Annotated in this window: 17 protein-coding genes; 12 read left to right on the top strand and 5 right to left on the bottom strand. The window is 68.1% G+C overall.

Annotation, left to right across the window (positions count from 1 at the left end; translation table 11 throughout):
- Window positions 1–238 precede the first annotated feature (238 nt).
- Together ABE422_RS15570 and ABE422_RS15565 are read right to left on the bottom strand one after the other, a co-directional pair.
- Window positions 239–1,408: a mandelate racemase/muconate lactonizing enzyme family protein gene (locus tag ABE422_RS15570; RefSeq protein WP_313219586.1), complete on the bottom strand. Its 1,170-nt coding sequence runs from the start codon at window positions 1,406–1,408 to the stop codon at window positions 239–241.
- Complete coding sequence (locus ABE422_RS15565) at window positions 1,405–2,337, bottom strand: dihydrodipicolinate synthase family protein (protein WP_346483280.1); 933 nt, start codon at window positions 2,335–2,337, stop codon at window positions 1,405–1,407. Before ABE422_RS15565 ends, ABE422_RS15570 begins: the two co-directional genes overlap by 4 nt.
- Window positions 2,338–2,573: 236 nt before the next feature.
- Between ABE422_RS15565 and ABE422_RS15560 the strand changes: the two genes are divergently transcribed.
- The 5 genes from ABE422_RS15560 to ABE422_RS15540 are packed head-to-tail and all read left to right on the top strand — an operon-like array spanning window position 2,574 to window position 10,308.
- The gene (locus ABE422_RS15560; protein WP_346483279.1) at window positions 2,574–5,240 is read left to right on the top strand and encodes a TonB-dependent receptor; all 2,667 of its coding nucleotides are present in this window, start codon (window positions 2,574–2,576) and stop codon (window positions 5,238–5,240) included.
- Window positions 5,241–5,271: 31 nt separating this feature from the next.
- Window positions 5,272–6,009, top strand: a complete 738-nt coding sequence (locus ABE422_RS15555; RefSeq protein WP_206663131.1) for an SDR family oxidoreductase — start codon at window positions 5,272–5,274, stop codon at window positions 6,007–6,009.
- Complete coding sequence (locus ABE422_RS15550; RefSeq protein ID WP_346483278.1) at window positions 6,006–6,929, top strand: 2-dehydro-3-deoxygalactonokinase; 924 nt, start codon at window positions 6,006–6,008, stop codon at window positions 6,927–6,929. The genes ABE422_RS15555 and ABE422_RS15550 overlap by 4 nt, the downstream gene beginning before the upstream one ends.
- On the top strand, window positions 6,926–8,377 hold the full coding sequence (locus tag ABE422_RS15545; RefSeq protein ID WP_346483277.1) for a 2-dehydro-3-deoxy-6-phosphogalactonate aldolase: 1,452 nt from the start codon (window positions 6,926–6,928) through the stop codon (window positions 8,375–8,377). The genes ABE422_RS15550 and ABE422_RS15545 overlap by 4 nt, the downstream gene beginning before the upstream one ends.
- Complete coding sequence (locus ABE422_RS15540) at window positions 8,374–10,308, top strand: sialate O-acetylesterase (RefSeq protein ID WP_346483276.1); 1,935 nt, start codon at window positions 8,374–8,376, stop codon at window positions 10,306–10,308. The genes ABE422_RS15545 and ABE422_RS15540 overlap by 4 nt, the downstream gene beginning before the upstream one ends.
- 103 nt (window positions 10,309–10,411) lie before the next feature.
- Here ABE422_RS15540 and ABE422_RS15535 read toward each other — a convergent pair whose 3' ends face one another.
- Entirely contained in the window at window positions 10,412–11,632 is a 1,221-nt protein-coding gene (locus tag ABE422_RS15535; RefSeq protein WP_313219590.1) for a multifunctional CCA addition/repair protein, read from the bottom strand.
- Between the two features lie 55 nt (window positions 11,633–11,687).
- Complete coding sequence (locus ABE422_RS15530) at window positions 11,688–13,664, bottom strand: transglycosylase SLT domain-containing protein (protein WP_313219591.1); 1,977 nt, start codon at window positions 13,662–13,664, stop codon at window positions 11,688–11,690.
- A 174-nt stretch (window positions 13,665–13,838) separates the two neighbouring features.
- Here ABE422_RS15530 and ABE422_RS15525 point away from each other — a divergent pair, with 174 nt between their 5' ends.
- From ABE422_RS15525 to ABE422_RS15515, 3 genes are all read left to right on the top strand, one after another.
- Window positions 13,839–14,009, top strand: a complete 171-nt coding sequence (locus tag ABE422_RS15525) for a hypothetical protein (RefSeq protein ID WP_167390394.1) — start codon at window positions 13,839–13,841, stop codon at window positions 14,007–14,009.
- A 199-nt stretch (window positions 14,010–14,208) separates the two neighbouring features.
- The gene (locus tag ABE422_RS15520; protein ID WP_346483275.1) at window positions 14,209–17,082 is read left to right on the top strand and encodes a TonB-dependent receptor; all 2,874 of its coding nucleotides are present in this window, start codon (window positions 14,209–14,211) and stop codon (window positions 17,080–17,082) included.
- A 215-nt stretch (window positions 17,083–17,297) separates the two neighbouring features.
- Window positions 17,298–17,924, top strand: coding sequence for a LysE family translocator (locus ABE422_RS15515; protein ID WP_346463457.1), 627 nt, complete (start codon window positions 17,298–17,300; stop codon window positions 17,922–17,924).
- A 301-nt stretch (window positions 17,925–18,225) separates the two neighbouring features.
- Here the strand turns inward: ABE422_RS15515 and fhuE are convergent, their stop codons facing one another.
- A complete protein-coding gene (gene fhuE, locus ABE422_RS15510) occupies window positions 18,226–20,391 on the bottom strand; it encodes a ferric-rhodotorulic acid/ferric-coprogen receptor FhuE (RefSeq protein WP_346483274.1) in 2,166 nt (721 codons plus the stop codon).
- A 428-nt stretch (window positions 20,392–20,819) separates the two neighbouring features.
- Between fhuE and ABE422_RS15505 the strand changes: the two genes are divergently transcribed.
- The 4 genes from ABE422_RS15505 (at window position 20,820) to ABE422_RS15490 (ending at window position 24,326) form a co-directional block, all read left to right on the top strand.
- A complete protein-coding gene (locus tag ABE422_RS15505; protein WP_070471854.1) occupies window positions 20,820–21,299 on the top strand; it encodes a VOC family protein in 480 nt (159 codons plus the stop codon).
- A gap of 103 nt (window positions 21,300–21,402) precedes the next feature.
- Window positions 21,403–22,254 carry an AraC family transcriptional regulator gene (locus tag ABE422_RS15500; RefSeq protein ID WP_346483273.1) on the top strand — a complete coding sequence of 284 codons (852 nt, stop codon included), beginning with the start codon at window positions 21,403–21,405 and terminating at the stop codon, window positions 22,252–22,254.
- Window positions 22,245–23,333, top strand: coding sequence for an alpha/beta hydrolase (locus ABE422_RS15495; RefSeq protein WP_346483272.1), 1,089 nt, complete (start codon window positions 22,245–22,247; stop codon window positions 23,331–23,333). Before ABE422_RS15500 ends, ABE422_RS15495 begins: the two co-directional genes overlap by 10 nt.
- Window positions 23,334–23,447: 114 nt before the next feature.
- Window positions 23,448–24,326 carry an EamA family transporter gene (locus ABE422_RS15490; RefSeq protein ID WP_346483271.1) on the top strand — a complete coding sequence of 293 codons (879 nt, stop codon included), beginning with the start codon at window positions 23,448–23,450 and terminating at the stop codon, window positions 24,324–24,326.
- The last annotated feature ends 97 nt before the right edge of the window (window positions 24,327–24,423 follow it).

The following is a 24,423-nucleotide window of genomic DNA, read 5'->3' as shown; positions in this document are numbered from 1 at the left end:
TAGCGCCGGGCTCTGCCCGGCTGCCTTCATCAGCCCATGCCAGAAAAAGGTTCTTCGCCCTTACGCTCGCGACCGGCCGGATCGGAGACGCCAGCCGATCCAAACGGCGCTTGCACATCCGGCCATCCGCGTAGCGTCGTGCGCACTCTGCGACGGCCGTTGGAACAAGACGCTCCCCTCAAAGGGGCGAAGAACCAAAAAGGAGCGCCTGCGAACAGCAGCCGGGCAGAGCCCGGCACTACGCTACCGCTTCGGTGTGGTGCCAGAAACGGGCGTTCGGCACCGCGCCCAGGCCGGGGCCGCTGGGCAGACGATAGCCGTCGTGCGCGTAGGCCATGTCGGTGTCCAGCATCTCCACCGAACGCGAGAAGATCGAGTGCTGCCACTCGTGCCGCCACAGCCCGTCGATCACCGCCGATGCATGCAGGCTGGCGGCCATGAAGATGCCGCCGCCAATGGTCGCGTGCGGTGCAACCTGCACGCCACGGCGCGCTGCCAGCCTGGCGATGCGCAGGAACTGGGTAATGCCGGTGTGGCCCATCTCCGGTTGCACGTACGCCAGCGTGCCGCCGTCCAGCCGCAGGCGTGCCACGTAGTCGGTGGGCCACTCTTCGCCTGCCGCCACCGGGATCGGACTGTCGGCCCCGAGGGCGATCAGACCCGCCACGTCCTCCGGCTTCAACGGCGCTTCGATGAAGGTCAGTCGACTGGGCAGAAGCTCGTGCGCCAGTGCGAGGGCCTGGGCATGGTCGAACTTCCAGTGCAGGTCGACCATCAGCTGCACCTGCTCGCCCAGCGCGGCACGCAGCGCGGCCATTTCCTCGGCGATGCCGTCGTGGCTGACCACGGCATGCACCTTGAACGCGTCATGCCCCTGTGCGGCAAACGTGCGGGCCATGGCCACCTTCTCGTCCACGGTGGCCGCCGGCAGTCCGGACACATAGCCGGCAATGCTGTCGCGTTGGCGCGTGCCGAGCAGCGACCACAGCGGCTGCCCCGCCGCACGTGCGCGCAGGTCCCAGAGGGCGATGTCCAGCGCAGCCAGCGCGTCGGTATGGAAACCGCTGCCGCAGCCGCGCACGCGCATCAACCCGTACAGGTCATCCCAGATCGTTTCCACGTCCTGCGGATCGCGACCCACCAGTTCCGGGGCCAGCAGGTCATTGATGATCTCGCAGGTGGCACGCGGTGCGCAGATGCCATAGGTTTCGCCCCAGCCCACCGCGCCATCGGCGGTGGTGACCCGTACCAGCACCGAGCGGTCCACGGTGGGGTACAGCGTGCCGTTGCCGCGGCGTACCAGATAGCCCCGCGCGTTGACCCGTTCGCCCGCGCCGAGCGGACCCAGGTACGGCGTGGTGCGTGGCACGGTGAGGATGAAGGTCTCGACCTTGCTGACAACGCTCATGCGGAATGTCTCGTGGCCTGGCCGGGAACGGTATCCATCGGCAGCAGGTCGCCGATGCGGTCCAGCAGGATAGTCAGTTCCTGCTGGTCATGCCGGTCCAGCGACGGGCCCGGCGCGCGCACGTGGTCGCTGCCGATCAGGCCACGCCGCAGCAGGATCGCCTTGGTCAGGCGCCAGCGGAACACCGCCTGCATGCTCAGCAGGGGCAGGGTGCGTTCGAACAGGTCGCGCGCGCGGTCGCGGTCGCCGTCGGCCCAGGCGGCCAACATCGCCACATGCACTTCAGTGATCTCACAGGCCGGCATCGTGCCCACCGCACCGCGTGCCAGTTCGTCCAGCACGTAGCGCGCTCCGGCACCGCCGAACACCGCCTGCACGCTGTCGCCGGCACGTTCGGACAATGCGGTGATGCGATGGCCCGACGGCATGGTTTCCTCCTTGACGTAGGCGATGGCCGGCACCTGCGCGGTCAGTGCCACCACCTCGTCCACGCCCAGCCCCACGCCCATCGGGGCGGGCGCGTTCTGCAACATCACCGCCACGCCCGACTCGCTGCCCAGCCGGGCAAAGAACGCCGCCATCGTCGCGGCATCGCCGGCCAGCGCATGCGGGGTCAACACCATCGCCGCCTCGGCCCCGGCCTCGCCACCGGCACGCGCCAGCCGCACCGCATCCTCCAGCGTCTTCGCGCTGGCGCCGACGATGAAGGGCACCCGGCCGCGGTTCCAGCGCCCGATGCACGCGGTCAGGTGCAACCGCTCCTCCAACGACAGCATGTCGTACTCGCTGGCCAGGCCCGGGAACACCACGCCGGCCGCACCCGCGGCCAGGATGTACTCGAATACCGCCTCGGTGCCGCGTTCATCGAGGGCGCCGTGCGCGTCGAAGATCGTGGGGAGGATGGGGAAGACACCTTGCAGAACGGCCATTGCGCCGGGTCCTTGTTGAACTGTGTGTGCCGTGGATAGCAACACTATGGAAGGGAGGTTCCCGCACATGCCGCAAAGGAACCGTCATTCTTCGCTGCATTGCAGCGTGCGCGGCCAAAACATATTGCTATATTAGCTACACGCTGCCAAGCCGCAGCGCAGCAGCAACGACGGAAAAGCGCTGGATCCAGCCGGCAGTCCGGTCTGGGTCCCTACCTTGGGAGAGGGTCCGATCCATGCATCGTTTTCGACGTTCCACCTTGTTCATCGCCCTGGGCACCTGCCTGCTGGCGCCCGTGCTGGCAACGGCGCAGGACGCCGCCCCGGCCAGTCCCACCGCCGAACAGCAGGCGCAGACCCTGGACGCGGTCAGCGTCGTGGGCATCCGCGGCAGCCTGGAAGCCTCGCGGGATCTCAAACGTGACTCGGCGCAGATCGTCGACGCGATCGTGGCCGACGACATCGGCAAACTGCCCGACACCAACGTGGCCGAGTCACTCGGGCGCGTGGCCGGCGTGCAGCTCGAGCGCGGCATGGGCGAGGGCAGCGACATCCTGGTGCGCGGCCTGAAAGAAAACGTGCTGCTCTACAACGGCCGCCAGATCGTCGACGCCACCGGGCGCGGCGGCAACGGCCTGGACCAGTTGGCCACCTCCACCTACGGCCTGCTCTCGCTGGTGCCTTCCGAGCTGATCTCGCGTCTGGAGGTGACCAAGCTGGCTGGCGCCGACCAGCTCTCCGGTGGGCTGGGCGGCATCGTGGACATCCACACCCGCCAGCCGTTGTCCGGCGACAGCGACCAGAACGTAGTGAGCCTGGCCGGCACCTACGATGAAATGTCCGACGCGTGGGGGCACAACGCATTCGGGCTGATCTCACGGCGCAGCGACGACCGTCGCTTCGGTGCGCTGCTGTCGGCCACCTACGGTCGCCGCAACGTGGTGCAGCAGGGCCTGGACACCTTCTCCGGGTATGCCCGCTATACCGACCCCGCCGACCCTACCCGCACCCGCTTCGGCAGCACCGACATGCGTGCGCAGAACATCGACGATGACCGCACCAAGGTCGGCGTCAGCGCGGTGCTGCAATGGCGGCCGACCGACGGGGTGGAGCTCACCTGGGATACGTTCTATTCGCGCCAGAAGGCCGAGCGTGACCGCTACTGGATCGCCTTCAATCCCTCGGCGGGGTTGAGCAACGCGGTCTACTCCGACCACGACATCCTGCTGGCGGGGCGCTCCACCGGCACGGTGCTGCTCAATGCCGAATCGGCTGATATCGATTCGGACACGCTGTCCACCGCGCTGCGCGCCAGCTTCCGGGTCGGCGACCGCCTGGATGGTTCGGCCGAGCTGGACTGGGGCCGCTCCACCGCCAACTACAACCAGCGCTATATGCGCCTGGCGCCGATGGCCGGGCGCAGTTCGGTCACCGACTTCGACCTGCGCAGTGGCAGCTTCGGCAGCTTCAACGTCAGCGGCATCGACCTGACCGATCCGTCGCAGTGGCGCATGACCATCATGTTCGACAATGACTGGCGCGCACAGACCGACTCGCGCGCGCTGCGCACCGACTGGAGCCTGGCCTTCGGCGATGGCCCGTTGCGCTCGCTGGACTTCGGTGCACGCTTCAGCCGCCTGGAAAGCCTGCAGGATCCGCGCCGCGCCGATATCCGGCCGGTTGGCGGGGTGCCGGTCACGCAGATGGCGCCGTACATCCGCGTGTACAGCAACAACGACTTCCTGCCGGGCGAGTTCAGTGGTTTGCCGCGTGCCTACCTCGGGCCGTTCCGCAGCACCTTCGGGGGCTGTGAAAGCTTCACCACGCTGCCGCAGATCTCACAGAACGCGCAGTGCCTGGACCCGCGCAACAACGCGCTGGCCTACGCGGCCACCTTCAGCGTCGACGAGGATTTCCTGGAGGCCTACACCAAGCTCAACTGGGACACCGACGTGGCCGGCATGCCGCTGGGCGGCAACCTGGGCGTGCGCTTCGTCGGCCGCGACCTGACCTCGCGCGGCAACCTGATCAGCGGCAGCGGCGCATTGAGCCCCTCGCGGTTCGAGCGCGACGATCGCGAGGTGCTGCCCTCGGCGGTGGCCAAGCTGCAGATCACCGACAGCCTGATACTGCGCGGCGGCGCGGCCAAGGTGGTGGCCTTCCCCAACACCGAAGACCTCAACAACGGCGTCACCCTCAACAACAACGCGGTGTTCGACAGCAACGGCGTGCAGACCTCGCCGGGCACCGGCAGCGGCGGCGCCCCGGACCTGGATCCGTTCAAGGCCACCCAGTACGACCTGTCGCTGGAGTGGTACTACGGCGGCCAGGGGCTGCTGTCGGCCGGCCTGTTCTACAAGGATGTCTCCACCTTCATCGTGCAGCGCCAGAGCGCGGAGACCTACAACAACGTCAACTACCTGGTGCTGCGCAAGATCAACGGCGACAAGGCCAAGGTAAAGGGCGTGGAGCTGTTGGCGCAGGTGCCCTTCAGCGGCATGTTCGACGGCTTCGGGGTGGTCGCCACTTACACGTGGATCGATTCGGAAACCCCGATCACCGACATCAACGGCAGCGCGTTGACCTTCCCGGGCCTGTCCAAGAACAACGCCAACCTGATCGGCTACTACGAGAACGGTCCGTTCGGCATCCGCGTGGCCTACAACTGGCGTGACGAATACCTGGTCGGCCTGTCGGCCGCGTCCACCGGCATCTACAACGACACCTACAAGGATCTGTCGGCATCGATGAGCTACGATTTCAGCGACCGCCTGTCCCTGAAGGTGGAAGGCAACAACCTGTTGGACAGCGAGCAGCGCACCTTCGATGGCTATGCCGAAGGGCTGCGCACCAACGTGGTATTCGGCCGGTCCTACAAGGCCAGCCTGACCTACCGGTTCTGAGCATGGATCTTCTGGAAGGAAAGGGCAGGGCATGAGCGATACGGCAATGCACGGGCGCGTGGCGCTGGTGACCGGCGCGGCCAGTGGCATCGGCGCGGCGGTGGTGGCGCGGTTGCGTGCAGACGGCGCCACGGTGGCCACGCTGGACCAGGTGGCCAGCGACGGCGGGCAGGCCAGCGCGATCGCCGACCTGCGGTCGGCCGAGGCGGTCACCGCCGCGATCGGGCAGCTGCGTGCTGCGGTGGGTCCGTTTGATGCCCTGGTGCATTGCGCCGGCATCTGCCCGGCCGGTGGCACCCTGGCACACGACGATGCGGTGTGGCTGGATGTGTACTCGGTCAACGTGCTGGGCGCGCTGCGGGTGATCCGGCAGGTGGTGCCGGACATGCGCGGTCGCGATGGCAGCATCGTGCTGGTGTCGTCGATCAACGCCCGCTTCGCTACGCCCGGATTGGCGGCCTACGCGGCCTCCAAGGCCGCACTGGAGGAACTGGCGCGCACCGCCGCGCTGGAGTTTGCGGCCGATGGCATCCGGGTCAATACCATCGCCCCGGCGTCGGTGGATACGCCGATGTTGCAGGCCTCGTTCGCACGCGCCGCCGACCCGGCTGGCGCCCGCCACGCCAACGTGCAGCGACATCCGCTGGGGCGCCTGGGCACGCCGGCCGATGCGGCCGAGCTGGCGCTGTTCCTTGCGTCACCGCGCAGCAGCTGGATCACCGGCGCGGTGTTTCCCCTGGACGGTGGCGCAGGAGTGACCCGGCAATGAGTGAGGCAGCCACGCCGTACATCATCGGCATCAACTGGGGCAGCACCAATTTCCGCGCGTTCCGCATCGGCCACGACGGCCAAGTGACCGGCGCGATCGAACAGCCGCGCGGCATTGCGGGGCTGGAGCGGGCACAGATGCAGGCGCTGCTGGAGGATGTGGTGGCGCAGTGGCCGCAGGCCACGCGCATCTACGCCAGCGGCATGGTGGGCTCCAACATCGGCTGGAGCGATGCGGGCTATGTGGAATGTCCGGCCACGCTGGACGCGTTGGCCGGCCAACTGCACCCGGTCCAGATAGGGGCGCATGCCGTGGCGATCGTGCCCGGCCTGGCCTGTCGGCGGCCGGACGGCGCGCCGGACATCATGCGCGGCGAGGAAACCGAATTGCTCGGCCTGGTCGCCGCCGGTGCGGTGCCCGACACCGGCGTGGTCGCGCTGCCGGGCACGCACAGCAAATGGGTGCAGCTGGAGGGCGGCACGGTGGTGGCCTTCATGACCGCGATGTCCGGTGAAATATTCGATCGCCTCACCGCCGCCGGCCTGCTTGCCTCGGTGGTCGATGGGCCGGCGCACGACGGGGCGGCCTTCATCGATGGCCTGCATGCCGCGCACGACGGCGGCATGGGCTTGGGTACGTTGCTGTTTGGTGCGCGGGCGAAGGTGATCCGCGGCGACCTGCCGCGGTGTGATGGCGCGGCCTATCTGCGCGGGCTGCTGATCGGCGCCGAGCTGTCCGATGTGCGCCGGCAGTGGCCAAAGGCCCTGCACGCCGTGCCGCTGGTGGGGGCCGCCCCGGTTTGCGCGTTGTATGCACGCGCATTGGTCGAACTGGGCGGCGGCAGCCGCTCCATTGCCTCGCAGGACGCCTCCACCCGCGGCTTCCTTGCATTGCATCAGGCAGCCGGAGCGTTGGCATGAACGACGAACACGCAGAAACATTCGACGCCGCGCTGGCGCGTACCGGCATCATCGCGATCCTGCGCGGCCTGCCCGGTGACGAGGCGATCGCGGTGGTCGAGGCGCTGTACGCCGCCGGCGTGCGGCTGGCCGAAGTGCCGTTGAACTCACCGGACCCGCTGCGCACCATCCGCACCCTGGTGGTACATTTCCAGGGGCGCATGCTGATCGGTGCGGGCACGGTGGTCAGCACCGCAGCGGTCGAGCAGTTGGCCGCCACCGGCTGCGCCTTCTGCGTGGCCCCCAACACCGATGCAGCGGTGATCGCCGCGTCGATCGCGCACGGCATGGTACCGGTGCCGGGGTTTGCCACGGCCTCCGAAGCCTTCGCCGCAATCGCCGCCGGTGCGCGCCATCTGAAGGCGTTCCCGGCCAACGGTGCGCAGCCGCGCCTGCAGGCGTTGTCGGCGGTGTTGCCGGGCGGGGTTACCTTGATCGCCGTCGGCGGCGTCGCTCCCGCGCAGGTTGCTGAGTTCCGCGAGGCCGGGGTAAGCGCCTTCGGCGTGGGCACCGACCTGTACCGGCCCGGCCGCAGTGCCGAGGCGGTGGGGGAGCGTGCCTCCCGCTGGATGCACGCCGTGCAGGCGGCGGCACCGGCGCGCGCTACCCTGGTGTGCGACGCGCGCACCACCGTGGGCGAATCGCCCGTGTTCGGTGCCGACGGTGTCCTGCGATGGGTCGATCCGACTGCGCCCTGCCTATTGCGTTGGGACGGGACCCAGTGCGAACGGGTGCCGCTGTCCGAGCCGGTCTGGTCGCTGGCCATGGCCGACGGCACGCTGGTGGGCAACGGCGAGACGCACTTTGTCGCGTTTGCACCCGACGGGCCGCTGCAGGCGGGCCCGGAAGTGGACGTGGGCGCAGGGTGCCGGCTCAATGATCTGGTCACCGACAGCCGCGGCGGGTTGTGGGGCGGGTCGATGCATCGAGGCCTGCTCACTGGACGCGGCGCACTGTTCCATGCGCCGGCCGTGGATGCGCCGGCGCGGCGCGTGGCCGACGGCCTGGGCGTGGCCAACGGCATGGCGTTCTCGGCTGACGAAACCACCCTGTTCGTGATCGACACCTTGGCCCGCACCCTGCTCGCCTACCCGGCCGATGTGGTGGCAGGCACGTTGGGCGAGCCGAAGGTGGTCACCGATTTCCTGGGCGTGCCGGGCAAGCCCGACGGCATGGCGATGGCGCGCGATGGCCACCTGTGGGTGGCGATGTGGGGCGGCCATTCGGTGGTGGAGTTGGCCGCCAACGGCGCCGTCCTGCGCACGCTCGCGGTACCGGCGCCGCACGTGGGCAGCCTGTGCTTCGCGCCCGACGGACGGCTGTTCATCACCACCGCGCGTGCACGACTGGGCGAGCAGGCGTTGGCGCAGTGGCCCGGTTCCGGCGGATTGTTCGCGGTCCAGCCGTGAGCCTGCAGCGGCCTGCCGGGCCGGTCGGCGTGCTGCTGATTGCGTTTTTTGCGGTGGCGGCGACCTACGCAGCGCCAGCCCTGCTGGACGCGCCGTTCACCGACCACATGGTGGTGCAGCGCGACCGCCCGATTGCCGTATGGGGCGCGGCGGCACCGGGCGCACGGGTGGACCTGCAGCTGGCCGGGCATGCGCAACGCGTGCGCGCCGATCGCAGCGGCCGCTGGCAGGCGACCCTGCCCGCGTTGCCGGCCGGCGGCCCGCATGTGTTGAACGTGGCCTCGCAGGGGCGGCAGCAGCGCGTGGATGACGTGCTCATCGGTGACGTGTGGCTGTGCAGTGGCCAATCCAACATGGCCCTGCCGGTGGAGCGCACGCTGGATGCCCGCGCCGAACTGGCGGCGGCCACCCACGATCGCATCCGCCTGCTGCAGATTCCGGCCCAGGACAGCGCGGTGCCGACGCAGCGCTTCGCCGATGCACCGCAGTGGCAGGCCGCCACGCCCGACACCGTGCGGGGGTTTTCGGCCACGTGTTACTACTTTGCGCGCGCGCTTCAACGCGACGTGGATGTGCCGATGGGGCTGGTCAATGCGTCGTGGAACGGGTCGCGCATCGAGGCCTGGACACGCGCCGATGCGCTGCGCCGGGTCGATGGGCAGGCGCCGGCCCTGGCCGTGCTGGACCAGTACGCGCAGGACCCGGCGGCGGCACTGGTGGCCTGGGGTGCGCAGTGGGAACAGGCCTGGCAGCGCGATAGTGCCGATATGCGCCAGCCATGGCGCGTTGACGATACCGGTCCCTGGCAGAGGGCGTCCCCCACGACGGCGTGGGTTGCGCCGGCACTGGCCGACCACCTTGGCATGGGCTGGTACCGCACCACGCTGCAGCTCGACGCCGCGCAGGCCGGGCAGCCCAGCGTGCTGGAGTTGGGGCGGATCGACGAACTGGACACCACCTGGATCAACGGTCGCATCGTGGGCAGCAGCTTCGGTGCCGGGCTGGCGCGACGCTATGTGCTGCCGGCCGGCACGCTGCACGCCGGTGCGAACACGCTGGTGGTCAACGTGCTCAACACGTATCGCGAAGGAGGCCTGCCGGCGGAGCCGCGCGCACTGCGGTTGGCTGACAGGTCACGCCTGCCGCTTGCCGGCCCGTGGGACTACCAGACAGTACCGGCAGCCCAGCGCATGCCACCGACCGCGCCGTGGCTGTCGTCGTGGGGCATGGGCACCCTCCACAACGGCATGGTGTCGCCGCTGGCCGGGTATGGCCTGCGGGGCGCGCTGTGGTACCAGGGGGAATCCAATACGTTCGAGGCTGGGGCCTATGCCGCGAAATTGGCCGCCTATCGTGCCAGCCTGCGCGCCAGCTTCGGCAGCGCGCTGCCGCTGCTGGTAGTGCAGCTGTCCGGCTTCGGCCCGGCGCCGCTGCAACCAGAGGCCAGCGACTGGGCGCAACTGCGGGAGGCGCAGCGCAGGGTCGTGGCGACCGATCCGCACGCGGCGCTGGTGGTGGCGCTGGATATCGGCGAGCACGACGACCTGCACCCGGCCAACAAGCAGGCAGTGGGGCAACGCCTGGCGCGTGCCGCGCTTCATCTGGCCTACGCCGATCCTGCGCCAGCGTCCGGGCCGGTGCCGGTGCAGGCACGCCGCGATGGCAACGGCGTGCGTGTTGCCTTTGCCGACATCGAGAGCGGACTGGTCGCTCACGGAGGACTGTCGCCGGTCGGTTTTGAACTCTGCGGGGATACCCAGGCCAGCTGCCGCTACGCGCAGGCGCATATAGACGGCAACGACGTGGTGCTTGAGGCCGACGGCGCAGGGCAGGCTACCCGGGTCCGGTATGGATGGGCGGGCAGCCCGGTCATTACGCTCTACGACCGCAACGGCTTGCCCGCCGGGCCGTTCGAGGTGCCCATCCGGTAGCGCCCGCGTTGCATATGGCCTTGAGAAGATAACCCTCTTTGATGTGCTCGAACGGTTTCTGCAACCGCCGTGGCGTGTCGCCGCAGCCGGCTGATCCCGTAGGTCAACGCACCGCCGCAATCGCCCGCGTACGCGCTTTGGCCAGCGCTTCACCCACCGCCGGTCCCTTCAGGTGGGTGAGGTCCAGGTCGCGCGCCTGGACCGCCAGCGCCGCCTGGTGCAGGCGGGTGAGCGTGGTGCCCTGCGGGTAGTCGCTGTCCTCGAAGCCCAGTCGGCCGCGCTTGTCGGCCTCGCAGCACAGCGCGATCTGCGCGATCCGCTCCGGGCGACGGAAGCCGTCGCACCGGGCCAGCAGCTCCAGCACGGTGGCATCGCGCAATTCGTCGATGCGGTGCACGTTGAGATGATCGCGGCAGACCGCTTCGGCCAACTGGCGGTGATCGACCGGCACTTTCAGGCGCTCGGCCAGGGCACGCAGCGGGGCCACCCCGCGCTGCTCATGCATGATGTGGCGCGGCCATTCCTCTGGCGGGGTCAGGCCCTTGCCGAGGTCGTGGGTCAGCGCGGCGAAGCCGATCAGGTCATCGCCCGGGGCCAGCTGCGCGGCCATGTCGCTGACCATTTCCTGGTGCACGCCGGTATCCACTTCGGGGTGGAACTCCGCGCGCTGCGGCACGCCATACAGTGCTTCCAGCTCCGGCAGGATCGGGCCCAGTGCATGGGCATCATGCAGCGTGCGCAGGAAGGCGGATGGCCGCGCGGAGGCGAGGGCGCGTCGCAGCTCCTGCCAGACACGCTCGGGCACCAGTGCCTCAAGCTCACCGCTGGCGGCGATCTGCTGCATCAGGGCCATCGTCTCCTCGGCCACGGTGAAGCCGGCTGGGGCAAAGCGCGCCATGAAGCGGGCCGCACGCAGCACGCGCAGCGGATCTTCGATGAAGGCCGGACCGACGTGGCGCAGCACCCGCTGTTGGATATCACGCACGCCCCCATACGGATCCACCAACGTACCGGTGGCCTCATCGCAGGCGATCGCGTTGATGGTGAAATCGCGCCGCTGCAGGTCTTCTTCCAGCGTCACCGACGGGTCGGCATCCACCACGAAACCGCGGTAGCCGCGCCCGGATTTGCGCTCGGTGCGGGCCAGTGCGTATTCCTCGCCGGTGTCCGGATGCAGGAACACCGGGAAATCACGGCCCACGGCCTTGTAGCCCTGCGCTTCCATCTCCGTCTGGGTGGCGCCCACCACCACCCAATCGCGGTCACCGGGGGGCTGCTGCAACAGGCGGTCGCGTACGGCGCCGCCAACAAGATAGATCTTCATGCGCCCATGATGCCGCAGTGGGCCAAGGCGACGCCAACCGGCATACCGGGGCCGGTCAGTCGCCGCCCTTGTCTGCGTTGGCCGCGCAGGCGAAGGTCTTGCGCTTGACCTGCAGGCGGCCGTTCATGCGATCGGTCACCGGCAGCGCGTCGCCGTTCAAGCGCCAGTCGTAGATCACGCTGAAGGCCAGGATGCGCGCGACATACTCACGGGTTTCCTTGTAGCTGATCGTCTCGATCCAGATGTCCGGATCGAACCCCGGGCGCTGCGACTGCCAGCGGGCGGTCGGGGTCGGGCCAGCGTTGTAGGCGGCAATCGTGACGTAGGGCAGGCCCTCGTACTTGTTCATCAGCTGGCGCAGGTAGGCCGTGCCGATGGCAATGTTGGTGTCGGGGTCGTAGAGGCTGGCGGCGCCGCCGTAGTTGGTCAGGCCGATCGATTTGGCCACGGCCGCGCCGGTGGTGGGCAGGACCTGCATCAGGCCCATGGCGTTGGCCGGCGAGCGGGCCTTCGGGTTGAAGATGCTCTCGGCACGGATCTCCGCGGCGACCCAGGCCGGGTCGATGGCATTGCGTGCGGACTCGCGGCGGATGCTGTCGTCGTGGTGCAGCGGGAAGCGCAGCGAGTACAGGCGCTGCTCGTCCGGGGTCTTGCCGAGCGAGAACACCGCACGGTCGAACCAGCCGTTGTCGCGGGCCACTTCCACGGCGAGACGACGCTGCGTGTTGTCATAGCGGCTCAGTGCATCGTTCCACTCGGCCACGGCCCAGCCGGCACGTTCGATCTTGAACAGTTCCATCGCCCGCACGATCGCCGGGTCCCGCGCGACCGCCGCCTGCGCCTGGGCGCTGTCGTTGGGTTCCCACGGGCACAGCGTGTAGTTCTGGCCGAGCTGGTCGGCGGCCAGGAAGCCATGGAAGGTGGCCGCACGGGCCGCCTCACGGAAGGCCGCCTGCGCTTCGCTGCGTTTGCCGGTCTTGTCCAGCATGCGCGCTTCGAAATAACGCCAGCGCGAGTCGGCCCGCTGGGTGGGGCCCATCTTGCGGATGGCGGTCAGTGCGGCTGGCCAGTCGCCGCGCGACAGCGCTTCGCGCGTGCGCCATTCGTGCAGGCGCTCGTCGTACGCCGATTCGGGCACCGCATTGAGGCGACGGGCGGAGTCGGGACCGTACGAGGCGACCGTCCACAACGCGATCTGGTACAGCACCTGCGCGCGCTGCGCGGCGCTCAGCTGCAGGGCGTCGGCGTACTGCGGCAACTGCTGTTCGGTGGCTCCGGGATCGGCCTTGGCCAGCTTGGCCAGGCCATCGGTGGCGATGCGCCGGCTGCGCTCATTGCGTGGCCAGTTCAACGCGCTGGCGTTGGGCTTGTCGACGAAGGCGGCATAGGTGTTGGCCAACGCCAGGTCGGCAGCGGGCAGGCCGCGCGCGGCGCTGCGCATCACCGCCGGCTGCTGCTCATCGGCAGCGGCATCGATGCGCGCCCAGCGCAGTTCGGCGTTCATGCCGCCCTTGGCGTCCAGCACCGCGAACACCGGATCGCAGGCATCGGGCAGCGATTTGCCGGTACTGCGCCAGATCGCCTGCGCCTCGCTGACCCACTGCGCATCGGCCTTGCCGGTAGCCTGGCGTGCGTTGAGCTGGGCGCAGCGCAGGCCGACGTTGGTCGTGTCGGTCCAGTTGGCGAGCAGCGTCGGCCAATCCTGGCGCCGCGCCACCGCGGGCAGCCATACGTTGCGGAAGCTGGTGGCCACCGCCTGGCCGTTGTAGCGCTTCAGGAAATCCTGCGCCTGCACGTTGCTGACGGTATCGATGTTGCGCCGCAGGTTGGCGAATTCGACCCAGCCATACAGCGGGTGCCTGCTCAGTGCCGCCGCCTGGGCAGGATCGAACTGGCCGCGCTCGGCATTGTCGATCACGGCCTTGAGCTGCGCGCGCTGGGCATCCAGGTTCTGGGCATCGGCCACCGGGCTGACCCCGGTGCAGGCCAGCAGGACGGTCGCGCTGAAGAAATACAGGGGAAGTCGAGTCATGCCGGAAAGCATAACGGCGCGGGGTGAAAGGGAGTGAGGGCAAGCCGACTCGAGGATGAACAGCTGCCGCTTAGGCGCGCCATTCGCATCACCGTTCCATCGCTCCACGGGTGACCACGGACGTGGGAAGCACGTGCCGATCGCGATCCCACCGCATCATGGGCGGTGTAGCACGTGGATGCCCGTGCGGGCGACGTTCAACGGCTGCGCACTGAAGCCGATTCCGACGCGCTGGATGGCGCAAATGCCAAGGTTCCGGTCGCCACCCGAATCCTGGCATCAAGCGGATGGCGTTCGCGCAGCAGCGGCACGACGCCCGCCTTGGATGCCTTCAACGACCCTTGAAAACAGCGACATTTGCGTTCCTACGCGTCGCACGGGAGATGCCTCCATAGCTGGACCCTGCGCAGTCGGTTTTATCGAATTCCCGTGAAAGCGAGGCGCACGTCACTCCTTCACATTTACAGGTTGTTTACAAAGGAGACGCTGCCGCCATGCAGGGGGCGCGGCAGCCCAGCCCAACATTCCTTTGGAGAGAGAGCGAATGAACAACCTGCATCACCGCCCGCTGGCGGTTGCCGTATCGCTGTGCCTGCTGCTGGCTGCGCCGGCCCTGGCCAGCGCGCAGGACGCGCCCCGCAGCACGACCGATCTGGACCGGGTGGAAGTGACCGGCAGCCGCATCAAGCGGGCCGAGGTGGGAGGGCAGGTGCCGATCCAGACCCTCACCCGCACCGAGATCGAACGTACCGGCCTGACCTCGATCGGCGATGTGCTGCAGCAGCTGACCGGCTCCGGTTCGGCGCTCAATGCGAAGTTCAATTCCTCGGGCAACTTCGGCTTCCCGCCAGATGGCAGCGGTGTGGGCGCGGGCTCGGCCCAGGTCGATCTGCGTCACCTGGGTGCCAAGCGGGTGCTGGTGCTGGTCGACGGCATCCGCTGGGTCAACGAATCCTCCGCCTCCGGCGTGGGCGCGGCGACAGACTTGAACACCATCCCGCTGGCCATCGTCGAGCGCATCGAAGTGCTCGAAGACGGCGCCTCCTCGCTATACGGCTCCGACGCCATCGCCGGTGTGGTGAACATCATCACCCGCCGAGAATTCGACGGCGCGCAGGTGACGATGAACTACGGCGAGTACAGCAAAGGCGATGGCACCCAGAAGGGCGTGGACCTGGCGTGGGGTACCCGAGGCGACCGCTACAGCCTGTTCCTGGGCGCCAGCTGGACCAAGCAGGATCCGGTGTATGCGCGCGACCGCGAGCAGTCGCGCCTCCCGATCCCGGGCACCGGACTGGCCTTCGGCAGTGGCGGCATTCCCCAGGGGCGCTTCAAAATCATCGACCCCACTTCCGGATTGTTGCAGGACATCGTGCCCAATACCGGGGTGAGCAACCCACGTTACGACGGCAGTGCCGGCTGCACCCGCAGCGATGATTACCACTGCTTCACTTCCGCCGACCGCTTCAACTTCGCCGACTACAACATGGTGCTCACTCCGTCCGAGCGGAAGGGTATCTTCGGGCAGTTCCGTTTCGACCTCACCGATGACATCCAGTGGTACATCAAGGCACTGGGCAACCGCCGCGAATCCACCAACCAGGCCGCACCCGAGCCGCTGTTCTTCGGCCCCGATGGCGCCACCGGCAATCCGCTGGCGGACAATATCGTGGTTTCCGGGCTCAACCCGTACAACCCGTTCGGCTTCGATCTGGTTGCATCGGACAATATGATCTTGATCGGCCGCCGCCCGGTGGAAGGCGGCGTGCGCGTATACGAGCAGGAGGTCAACACCCAGTACTTCGCCACCGGGCTGGTGGGCCAGTTCCAGGCCGCGGATCGCAGCTGGTTCTGGGACCTCAACGGCATGTACAGCAAGAACAAGGCCGAGCAGACCAACTACGGCAGCTACGACATCTACAAGGTCAACATGGCGCTGGGGGAGCCGGCCATCTGCGCGGCCACGCCGGGCTGCGTACCGCTGAACATCTTCGGTGGGGTCGGCTCGATCACCCCGGAGATGCTGCGCTGGATCCAGCCGGTGGTCCGTGACCGCAGCCAGAACGAGCTGAGCCTGTTCACCGCCAACCTGAGCAGTGAGCTCTTCACCCTGCCGGCCGGCCCGGTCTCGTTCGCCACTGGCTATGAGTACCGCAAGTACGAGGGCCGCTACGATCCGGATCCGCTGACGGTGATCGGTCACTACAACGGCGTGCCGTCACTGCCGACCTCCGGTTCCTACGATGTCAACGAGGCCTACCTGGAGTTGAGCGTGCCGATCTTCGCCAAGAGCGCGCTCGGCGAAAAGCTCGACCTGAGCCTGGCGGGGCGCTACTCGGATTACTCCACCTTCGGCGGCGAATTCACCCCGAAGTACGGCCTGCGCTGGCAGGTGACCAACGACTTCGTGCTGCGCACCAGCTATGCCGAAGGCTTCCGCGCGCCGTCGATCGGCGAGCTGTACGGCTCGGCCGCGCGTGCCGACCTGCAGCTGTTCGATCCCTGCTCGGTCGGTCTGGGCGGCACGCCGCCGCGTGGCAGCGCGGCCAACTGTGCGGCGCTTGGCGTGCCGGGCGGCTTCCAGCAGGCCAACTCGCAGATATCGGTCACCACCGGCGGCAACGCGGAACTGGATCCGGAGCGCTCGCGCAGCTTCAGCGCCGGCTTCGTGTGGAGCCCGTGGTTCGGCAGCAACGCGTCCTGGTCGGAGCGCTTCGATGTCGAGGTGACGTTCTACCGTCACCACATTGAAGGCGCGATCCAGGCGATCAACGCCCAAACCCAGCTTGATCTGTGCGTGGACACGCTGGACCCGCTGTACTGCAGTGGCATCACCCGCGCCTCGACTGGTGCGGTCAGCAGCTTCAACAACCGGCTGACCAACCTGGGCTCGATCAAGACCGATGGCTGGGACGTGGATCTGTTCTGGACCCTGCCGCAGACGGAGATCGGGCAGTTCAAGCTCGGTTGGCAGAACACCTTCGTCGGCCGCTATGAGGCATTGGGGGCAGCCGGCCAGAAGCAGCCGCAGGAGCCGGGTGTGGAAGTGGCCGACAGCTCGATCCCGGAGTGGACCAGCAATGCCACGCTGAGCTGGAACCTGTCCAACTGGAACGCCTCCTGGACGGTGCGCCACATCTCCAAGCTCACCGAGGAGTGCGGCGATGTGGCCGCCTTCCCGATCTGCAGCAACCAGGCCGAAGGCACCAACGAACTGTCGGCCACCACCTTCCACGACATGCAGGTGGGCTACAAGGTCGACTGGATGAAGGGTCTTCAACTCAGCGCCGGCCTGAACAACGTGTTCGACAAGGATCCGCCGATCTGCCTGTCGTGCTCGCTCAACGGCTATGACGCGTCCACCTACGACATTCCGCGCGGGCGCTACTGGTACGTGCGCGCGGACCTGCGGTTCTGATCGCGGGCTGATGCGAAGGTGACACACCGGGGCGCCATCAGGGCGCCCCGGTGCCGGCTTGCAGCAGTACCGGTCAGGCCCCGCTGCGTGCAGGGACGGACAAACGCGTTGCGCACACCGGCCACCGCGCGTGCCTGGCATGCCGGTGCTGTCTGCGTCAGGCATCATGGGGAGCCGGCCAGCGGCCGGCACTACCTCTCCTGAACGGCATTGCCATGAACCTGCATACCTGGTGGATCTTCGCCGTCACCGTGTTCGTCCTGTGCGGCACGCCCGGCCCGAACATGCTGCACGTGATGACCCGCAGCGTGCGCGTGGGTTTCCGTCGCAGTATCGCCGCCATGGCCGGCTGCCTGACCGCGCTGGTACTGGCCCTGGCGATCTCCGCCGCCGGGCTGGGCGCGGTGCTCAAGGCCTCGCCGATGGTGTTCGACGTGCTGCGCTACGCGGGCGTGGCGTACCTGGTGTACCTGGGGATCAAGGCCTGGCGCGGCGGTGATGCGCCGATCGACGTCGGCAGCACCACGGCGCTGGTGCCCAGTTCACGCACCGTGCTGTTCCGCGATGGATTCATCATCGGCATCAGCAACCCCAAGTTGCTGCTCTTCGCCTCGGCGTTCCTGCCGCAGTTCGTTGATCTCACCCAGCCGCAGCTGCCGCAGTTCGTGATCCTGGTGGCGACCTTCGCGGTGATGGAGATGTTCTGGTACGGGGTGTACGCCGCCGGCGGCCGCGGGCTGGCCGGTCATCTGGCCAAGCCGGGGCTGCGCAAGGTGTTCGACCGTGTGGTCGGCACGATCTTCATCGGGTTTGGACTGGCGCTGCTGCGTGCCAGGCCGTGATGATCTGGCGCAGCGCGCGCGGCGTTGAGGTAGTGCCGGGCGCGGGGCCGCACCCAAGCGGGCCGTTAAGAGTGAAATTGGCGGCCCGCCCCCGCCCCGCCAAAACCAGGGGAGGCCCAGCGGGGCCGCCCGGCGCCCGCCACCCGGGCGGTATTTATGCTGTCCTTCCCGGGGCCGCCCCGGGGCGCCCACTACCGAGGTCTGGCCGTGCGGCGCCGCGCGGCCGTTGCGCATCGTGCAAAACGCAGAGAGCCGGGCAATGCCCGGCTCTCCTTGGTGACGCGCTGCGATCAATGACCGATCAGAACGACCAGGTAAACGTCAGGCCGCCATTGCGGCCATCACCGTACGCGCCGTACCCGTTGATCTGCGAGAAGTACGTCTTGTCCAGCAGATTGTTGAGGTTGGCCTGCACGCTGAACGCCGGCGAGATGCGGTAGCGCACGAACGCGCTGACCAGCGCATAGCCACCCTGCTCGATACGGCCATAGGCCGGCACCGGATAGTAGATGCCGTTCTGCCAGTTGGCACCGCCACCGACCGTCAGCGAGCTCAGCGACTGCGGGGTGTAGCTGGTGAACAGCTTGATGGTGGTCTGCGGCAGGTTGGTGTTGATGTCCGCATCGTTGATGTCCTTGGCCACGTAGCGCGAGGCACCGAAGGTCGCGTTCCAGCCCGGCGCCAGTTCGCCGTTGAGCTCAAACTCGAAACCGCGGCTCACCGTGCCGCGCGCGGCGATGTAGGCGAACTCACCCGGGCGGCTGGGGATCAGCTCGCTGGTGACCTGTGCGACGTTGTCCTGCTCGATGCGGAACGCAGCGACGGAGGCGTTCAGGCGATTGTCGAACCAGGCGCCCTTGACGCCGATTTCGTAGCTCTTGCCGTCCACCGGATCGAGGTAGCTGCCGCTGCGGTCGCGCGCCGTCTGCGGCTGGAAGATCTCGGTATAGCTGGCGTAGGTGGAGTAGGTGTCGTTGATGTCGAACACCAGGCCGGCGTACGGAGTGGTGACCTTGTGCGAACGGTCATCGCCTTCACCTTCGCTCTTCCAGTCGGTGTAGCGCGCGCCCAGGATGAGCTTGAGCGGATCGGCCAGCGACAGGCGGGTGGCGACGTAGCCGGCTTTCTGGGTGATGGTGCCTTCGCTCTGCAGCGGCAGGGTGCCGACCCAGTTCGGTTCGGGGAAATCCGCCACACCGGCCAGATAGTTGTCCAGCGGCGCCCAGCCCATCTGGTAGTCGCCGTAGTTGGCGAACTCGCGCTTGTTGTAGCTCAGGCCGGCCATGAACTGGTGCTCGCGACCGAACAGCTGGAACGGACCTTCCACGAAGCCGTCCACCGCATTGACCTTGCGCTCGGTGTTGTAGAACCCTGCCGAGGGCGTAACGCCGGCACCGGTGGTCTTGTCCAGCAGCGATGCACCGCTGGTCCAGTCGTTGTAGGCCGGGTAGAACAACTTGTCATCGGCCTTGGTCGTGTCGTGCGTTGCGCCGAGCTTGACCTTCCAGTCGTTGGCGAACGCATGCTCCAGCGTGGCGAACAGGCGCTTGCTGGTGGTATCCCAGTAGGTCCAGCGCGGGTTGGCGCTGAAGGACGCATCGAACGGGGTCGGGCTGCCATCGGAGAACAGCATCGGGAAGCCACCCCAGGTCGCGCCGTTCGCGCGCTTCTGCTGGTAGTCGTAGCCCACGCTCAGCTGGGTGTCCGGGGTCAGGTCGGCATCGATCACCGCATAGCCCAGCGTCTTGTGCTGGTCGTAGCGGTCCATCTGCGATTCGGTATCCAGGTAGCTGCCGATCACGCGCGCGCGCACCGAGCCGCTGGCGTTCAGCGGGGTGGTTACATCCACCGTGCTGCGGGTGCGGCCCCAGCTGCCGACATTGACCGACACGTTGCCGGTCAGTTCGGCGCTGTCGGCGTGCTTGCGGATCAGGTTCACCGAGGCAGACGGGTTGCCGGCGCCGCTCAGCAGGCCGGTGGCGCCACGGACCACTTCCACGCGGTCATACAGGGCCAGGTCCAGGCCGGAATCGCCGTAGCTCCAGTTCTGCACCATCTGGGTCGGCAGGCCGTCGAACTGGTAGCTGTCGATGTAGAAACCGCGCGCATAGAACTCGGTGCGCTCGGTATCGGACTGGGTGCTGCTCACACCGGTGGTGTTGGCCAGCACGTCGATGATGTCATCAAGGTTCTGATCTTCGATGCGCTGGTGGCTGATGATGCTGACCGACTGCGGGATCTCGCGCGGGGCCAGATCGAAGCGGGTGCCGGCCGAGGTCCGGCGGACCGAATAGCCTTCGGCGCGCTCGCCCTTGACCACGATCTTGTCCAGGGTGGTGGCGTCAGGAGTCGCATCCTGCGCGAACGCAGGCGCAACGGCGAGGGCGCACAGCGCCACCATCAAGGCCTGCGGCAGCGGGCGACGGTGCATCGACGGGCGGGACAGCACGTGGGCGGAGCGGGTCATCGGCGTTTCCAGAAAGGCGGCAACGGGCAAGGCCGGCGTCCTGGGTGGCCTGCGGCGGAGCGGGTGGGGGCAGGAAGCGGCTGGCGGGGGCGGTGACCCGGCGCGGGCTCGATAACTGTTCACGGGTACGCATCCCTTGCGCGACCCGGATCACACTATGGTAATAGCAATGATTCGCATCATCAACCGCATTGGACATCGGCACCGATGCGCAAGGCCGGCGACTTCAGGCGCTCTCGTATTCATACTTCCCGCTGCCGAGCCTCCGCGGGCGCAGGCGCGCCTCGTGCGTCGCCGGAGCTACCCGCGCGCTGGGTTAACAGCCCCGTCGCTACCCTGAGCCTGCGCTGGGTGGACAGCCTGAGCCTCCGCGCGATTCGGCGGCCCCGCGCAGGCCAGGCCGCCTTCCTCCGCTGCAGGAGATGCCCATGGTCAGCAAGAATACGATCTGCCTCTGGTTCGACGGTACCGCGCTGGACGCCGCCACCTTCTACGCCGCCACCTTCCCGGACAGCGCGGTGCACGCGGTGCATCACGCACCGGGCGACTTCCCCTCCGGCAAGCAGGGGGACGTACTCACCGTCGATTTCACCGTCGCCGGCATTCCCTGCCTCGGGCTCAACGGCGGACCGGCGTTCAAGCACAGCGAAGCCTTCTCCTTCCAGATCGCGACCGATGACCAGGCCGAGACCGACCGGCTCTGGAACGCGATCGTCGGCAACGGCGGCGAGGAAAGCGCCTGCGGCTGGTGCCGCGACAAGTGGGGCCTGTCCTGGCAGATCACCCCGCGGGTATTGACCGACGCGGTGACCAGCAAGGACCCCGCCGTGGCCCGGCGCGCGTTCGAGGCGATGATGACCATGCGCAGGATCGACGTGGCGGCCATCGAAGCGGCGGTGAGGGGCTGAGACAACAGGCGCGGCGTGTTGCAGCGGACAGCAAGAACGATCAAATGGCGCGGCGGGCGCTGGGTTACGCTGCGGTCCCGTTCATCGGCATGGATCTGGCGGTATGGGTGCGGCACGCAGGGCCCTGTGGTACATCGAAAGCCACTTCGCTGAAAACCCGTCGCTGGCCGATATCGCCGGCGTGGTGGGGCTGTCACCGTTCCATCTCTCGCGGCTGTTTCAGCTCACCACCGGCACCTCGGTGGTGCGCTATCTGCGAGGCCGCCGGCTGACCCACGCCGCGCACCAGCTGGCGGCCGGGGCCGATGGCATTCTCGAGGTGGCCATTGCTGCCGGCTACGCCTCACACGCGGCCTTTACCCGCGCATTTTCCGAGCAGTTCGGACGTTCGCCCGAGCAGGTGCGCGAGCAGGGGCTGGCCGGCATGGTGTTGGTCGAGGCATTGAAGCTGATCGATCCCTCGACACCCTGCACGATCGAACCCCATCGCGCGCACCGCGGTGCCCTGCGCGTGGCCGGCATCGGTGCACGCCATACCGCCGCGACCGTCGCATCGATTCCTTCGCAATGGCAGCGCCTGGACGAGGCGCATGGGCTGGGCGCGCAGATCGCCTACGGCGTGTGCGGCAACAATGACGCTGACGGCGGCTTTGACTACATCGCCGGCGTGGAGATCCCTGCCTCCGCGCCCGTGCCCGCCGGCTGGCAGGCGATCTCGATCGCGCCCCGCGAGTATCTGGTGGCCTGGCATGCCGGGCACATTTCCGCGATCCGCTCCACCTGGTTCTGGCTGTTGAATGACTATCTGCCGGCGTCCGGCCTGACCCTGGCCGACGCACCGGACCTGGAGCGCTACGACGCGCGCTTCGATGACCGCAGCGGCCACGGCGGGGTGGAGATCTGGCTGCCGCTGGCCGACACGTTGCACCTCAAGGAGATTGACCCATGCGAATGACCGCCCGTTGTTGTGCCGCGCTGCTGGCGCTGTGCCTGCCCCTGTTTGCCGCTGGGGCCGTGCCGCCCGTTGGCGAGCGGCACGGCGTTGCTCATACGCCCAGTGCGGCCGTGCGCGATGCCGACCACCGCGACAACGTGCGCTACACCGTGTGGTATCCGGCCCAGCCCGATGCGCAGGAAACCGCGCTGACGATCGGCCCGCCGGGGGCGCCCTTGTTCGAGGTCGGTACGGCGGCCGCCGATGCCGCCATCGCCAAAGGACGCTGGCCGGTCCTGCTGCTCTCGCACGGCAACGGTGGCAGTGCCCGGATGATGGGCTGGTTCGGCACCGCGATGGCGCGGGCCGGATACGTGGTGATCGCCGTGGATCATCCCGGCAACAACGGGGTGGACCCGATGACCGAGGCCGGCAGCATCCTGATGTGGAACCGCGTGGATGACTTGGCTGCCGCGCTGGCCGCGGTGCAGGCCGACCCGGCGCTGGCCGCGGAGATCGATGCCACCCGGTTGGGCATCGCGGGCTATTCGGCCGGCGGGTTCACTGCCCTGGTCGCCGCGGGCGCACGCCCGGACGTGAAGCGGCTGCTGGCATTCTGCCGCGCATATCCCGCCGATGGGGTATGCGCCCCGCAGGCGGAGAACCCGGCGCTGACGCTTGCCCGCCGGATGGCGGCTGCAGCCACACCGGAACTGGCCCCATGGGTGGCCAAGGCCGGTGAGGATCGCGCCATCCCAGGCGTGGACGCCGTGTTCCTGATTGCGCCGGCCATGGTGCAGGCCTTCGCCCCGGAGGAACTGGAGAAGGTCAGGCCGCCGGTCTCGATCATCGTCGGTGCAGCCGACACCGTGGCCTCGCCGGCCACCAACAGCGACGTGGCTGCCTCGGCACTTCCGAAGGCGACGCTGACCACCTTGCCGGCGGTGGGACACTACGACTTCCTGTCCAGCTGCACCGCTTTGGGCCAGACGCGCGTCGGCGCACTCTGCCAGGTGGCGGCTGACAAGCAGGCCACACACGGGGCCGCGATCACGGAAGCGACGGCATTGTTCGATGCTGCGCTGTCGGCCACGCGCTGACGCAGGTAGCTCCGCCCGGGCAACGTTCACGCCTTCCGAGCGCGGCACATCGAGGCCGCCGTCAGGGCCAGCAGCAAGGCGGCGTCGGCAGGCGATCCGCAATATCCTGTGCGCATGTCGACCTCCCGCCTCTCTACGTTCTTTCCCGCCCTGGCCGTGCTGGGCTCGGTCACCTCGCTGGCCGTCGGCACCTCGTATGCCAAACAGCTGTTCCCGCTGATCGGTGCGCAGGGCACCAGCGCACTGCGCGTGGGCTTCTCGGCGCTGGTGCTGCTGATGGTGTTCCGGCCGTGGCGCTGGACCACCTCGCGCGCGGATGCGGGGGCGATCTTCCGCTATGGCATCACGTTGGGGGTGATGAACCTGCTGTTCTACATGGCGCTGCGCACGATCCCGTTCGGCATCGCGGTGGCGATCGAATTCTGCGGGCCGTTGGCGGTGGCGATGTGGTCCTCGCGGCGGCCGGTCGATTTCGTCTGGGTCGGCTGCGCGCTGGTCGGGCTGTTGCTGCTGCTGCCGCTGGGCCATGGCGAGCCACTGGATCCGGCCGGGGTGATGTTCGCCCTGGGCGCGGCGGTGTGCTGGGCGATGTACATCATCTTCGGCAAGCGTGCCGGCCATCTGCCGGCCGGGCACACGGTCTCGCTGGGGCTGTGCGCGGCGGCGCTGGTGGTGGTGCCGGTCGGCGTGGCGCACGCGGGCATGGCACTGCTGGATCCGAAGATCCTGCTGTTCGGGCTGGGCGTGGCGATCGTCTCCAGCGCGATACCGATGTCGCTGGAGATGATGGCGCTCAAGCGATTGCCGAAGGAGACCTTCGGCATCCTGATCAGCATGGAGCCGGCGGTCGCCGCGCTGCTGGCGATGGGGTTGCTCGCCGAGCACCTGACCACGCTGCAGTGGGCGGCGATCGGCTGCACGGTGGTGGCCTCGGTGGGCAGTACGTTGACCGCGAAACGGGCGGTGGTGCCGTTGCCCGGTGTGCCGGCGTAATCGCGCGCGATGGTATCGGTAGTGGCGGGGGGGGGGGGGGGGGGTGCGCGACGCCACAATGCTGTAGGGGGGGCGCGGGGCGAGGGCGGCCCCAACC

This window comes from Stenotrophomonas sp. TWI1151 (assembly GCF_039673135.1).
In the GTDB taxonomy this organism is placed as follows: Bacteria; Pseudomonadota; Gammaproteobacteria; order Xanthomonadales; family Xanthomonadaceae; genus Stenotrophomonas.
Note: the sequence above shows the minus strand (reverse complement) of the source record. Positions and strands in the feature narration are given on the sequence as shown.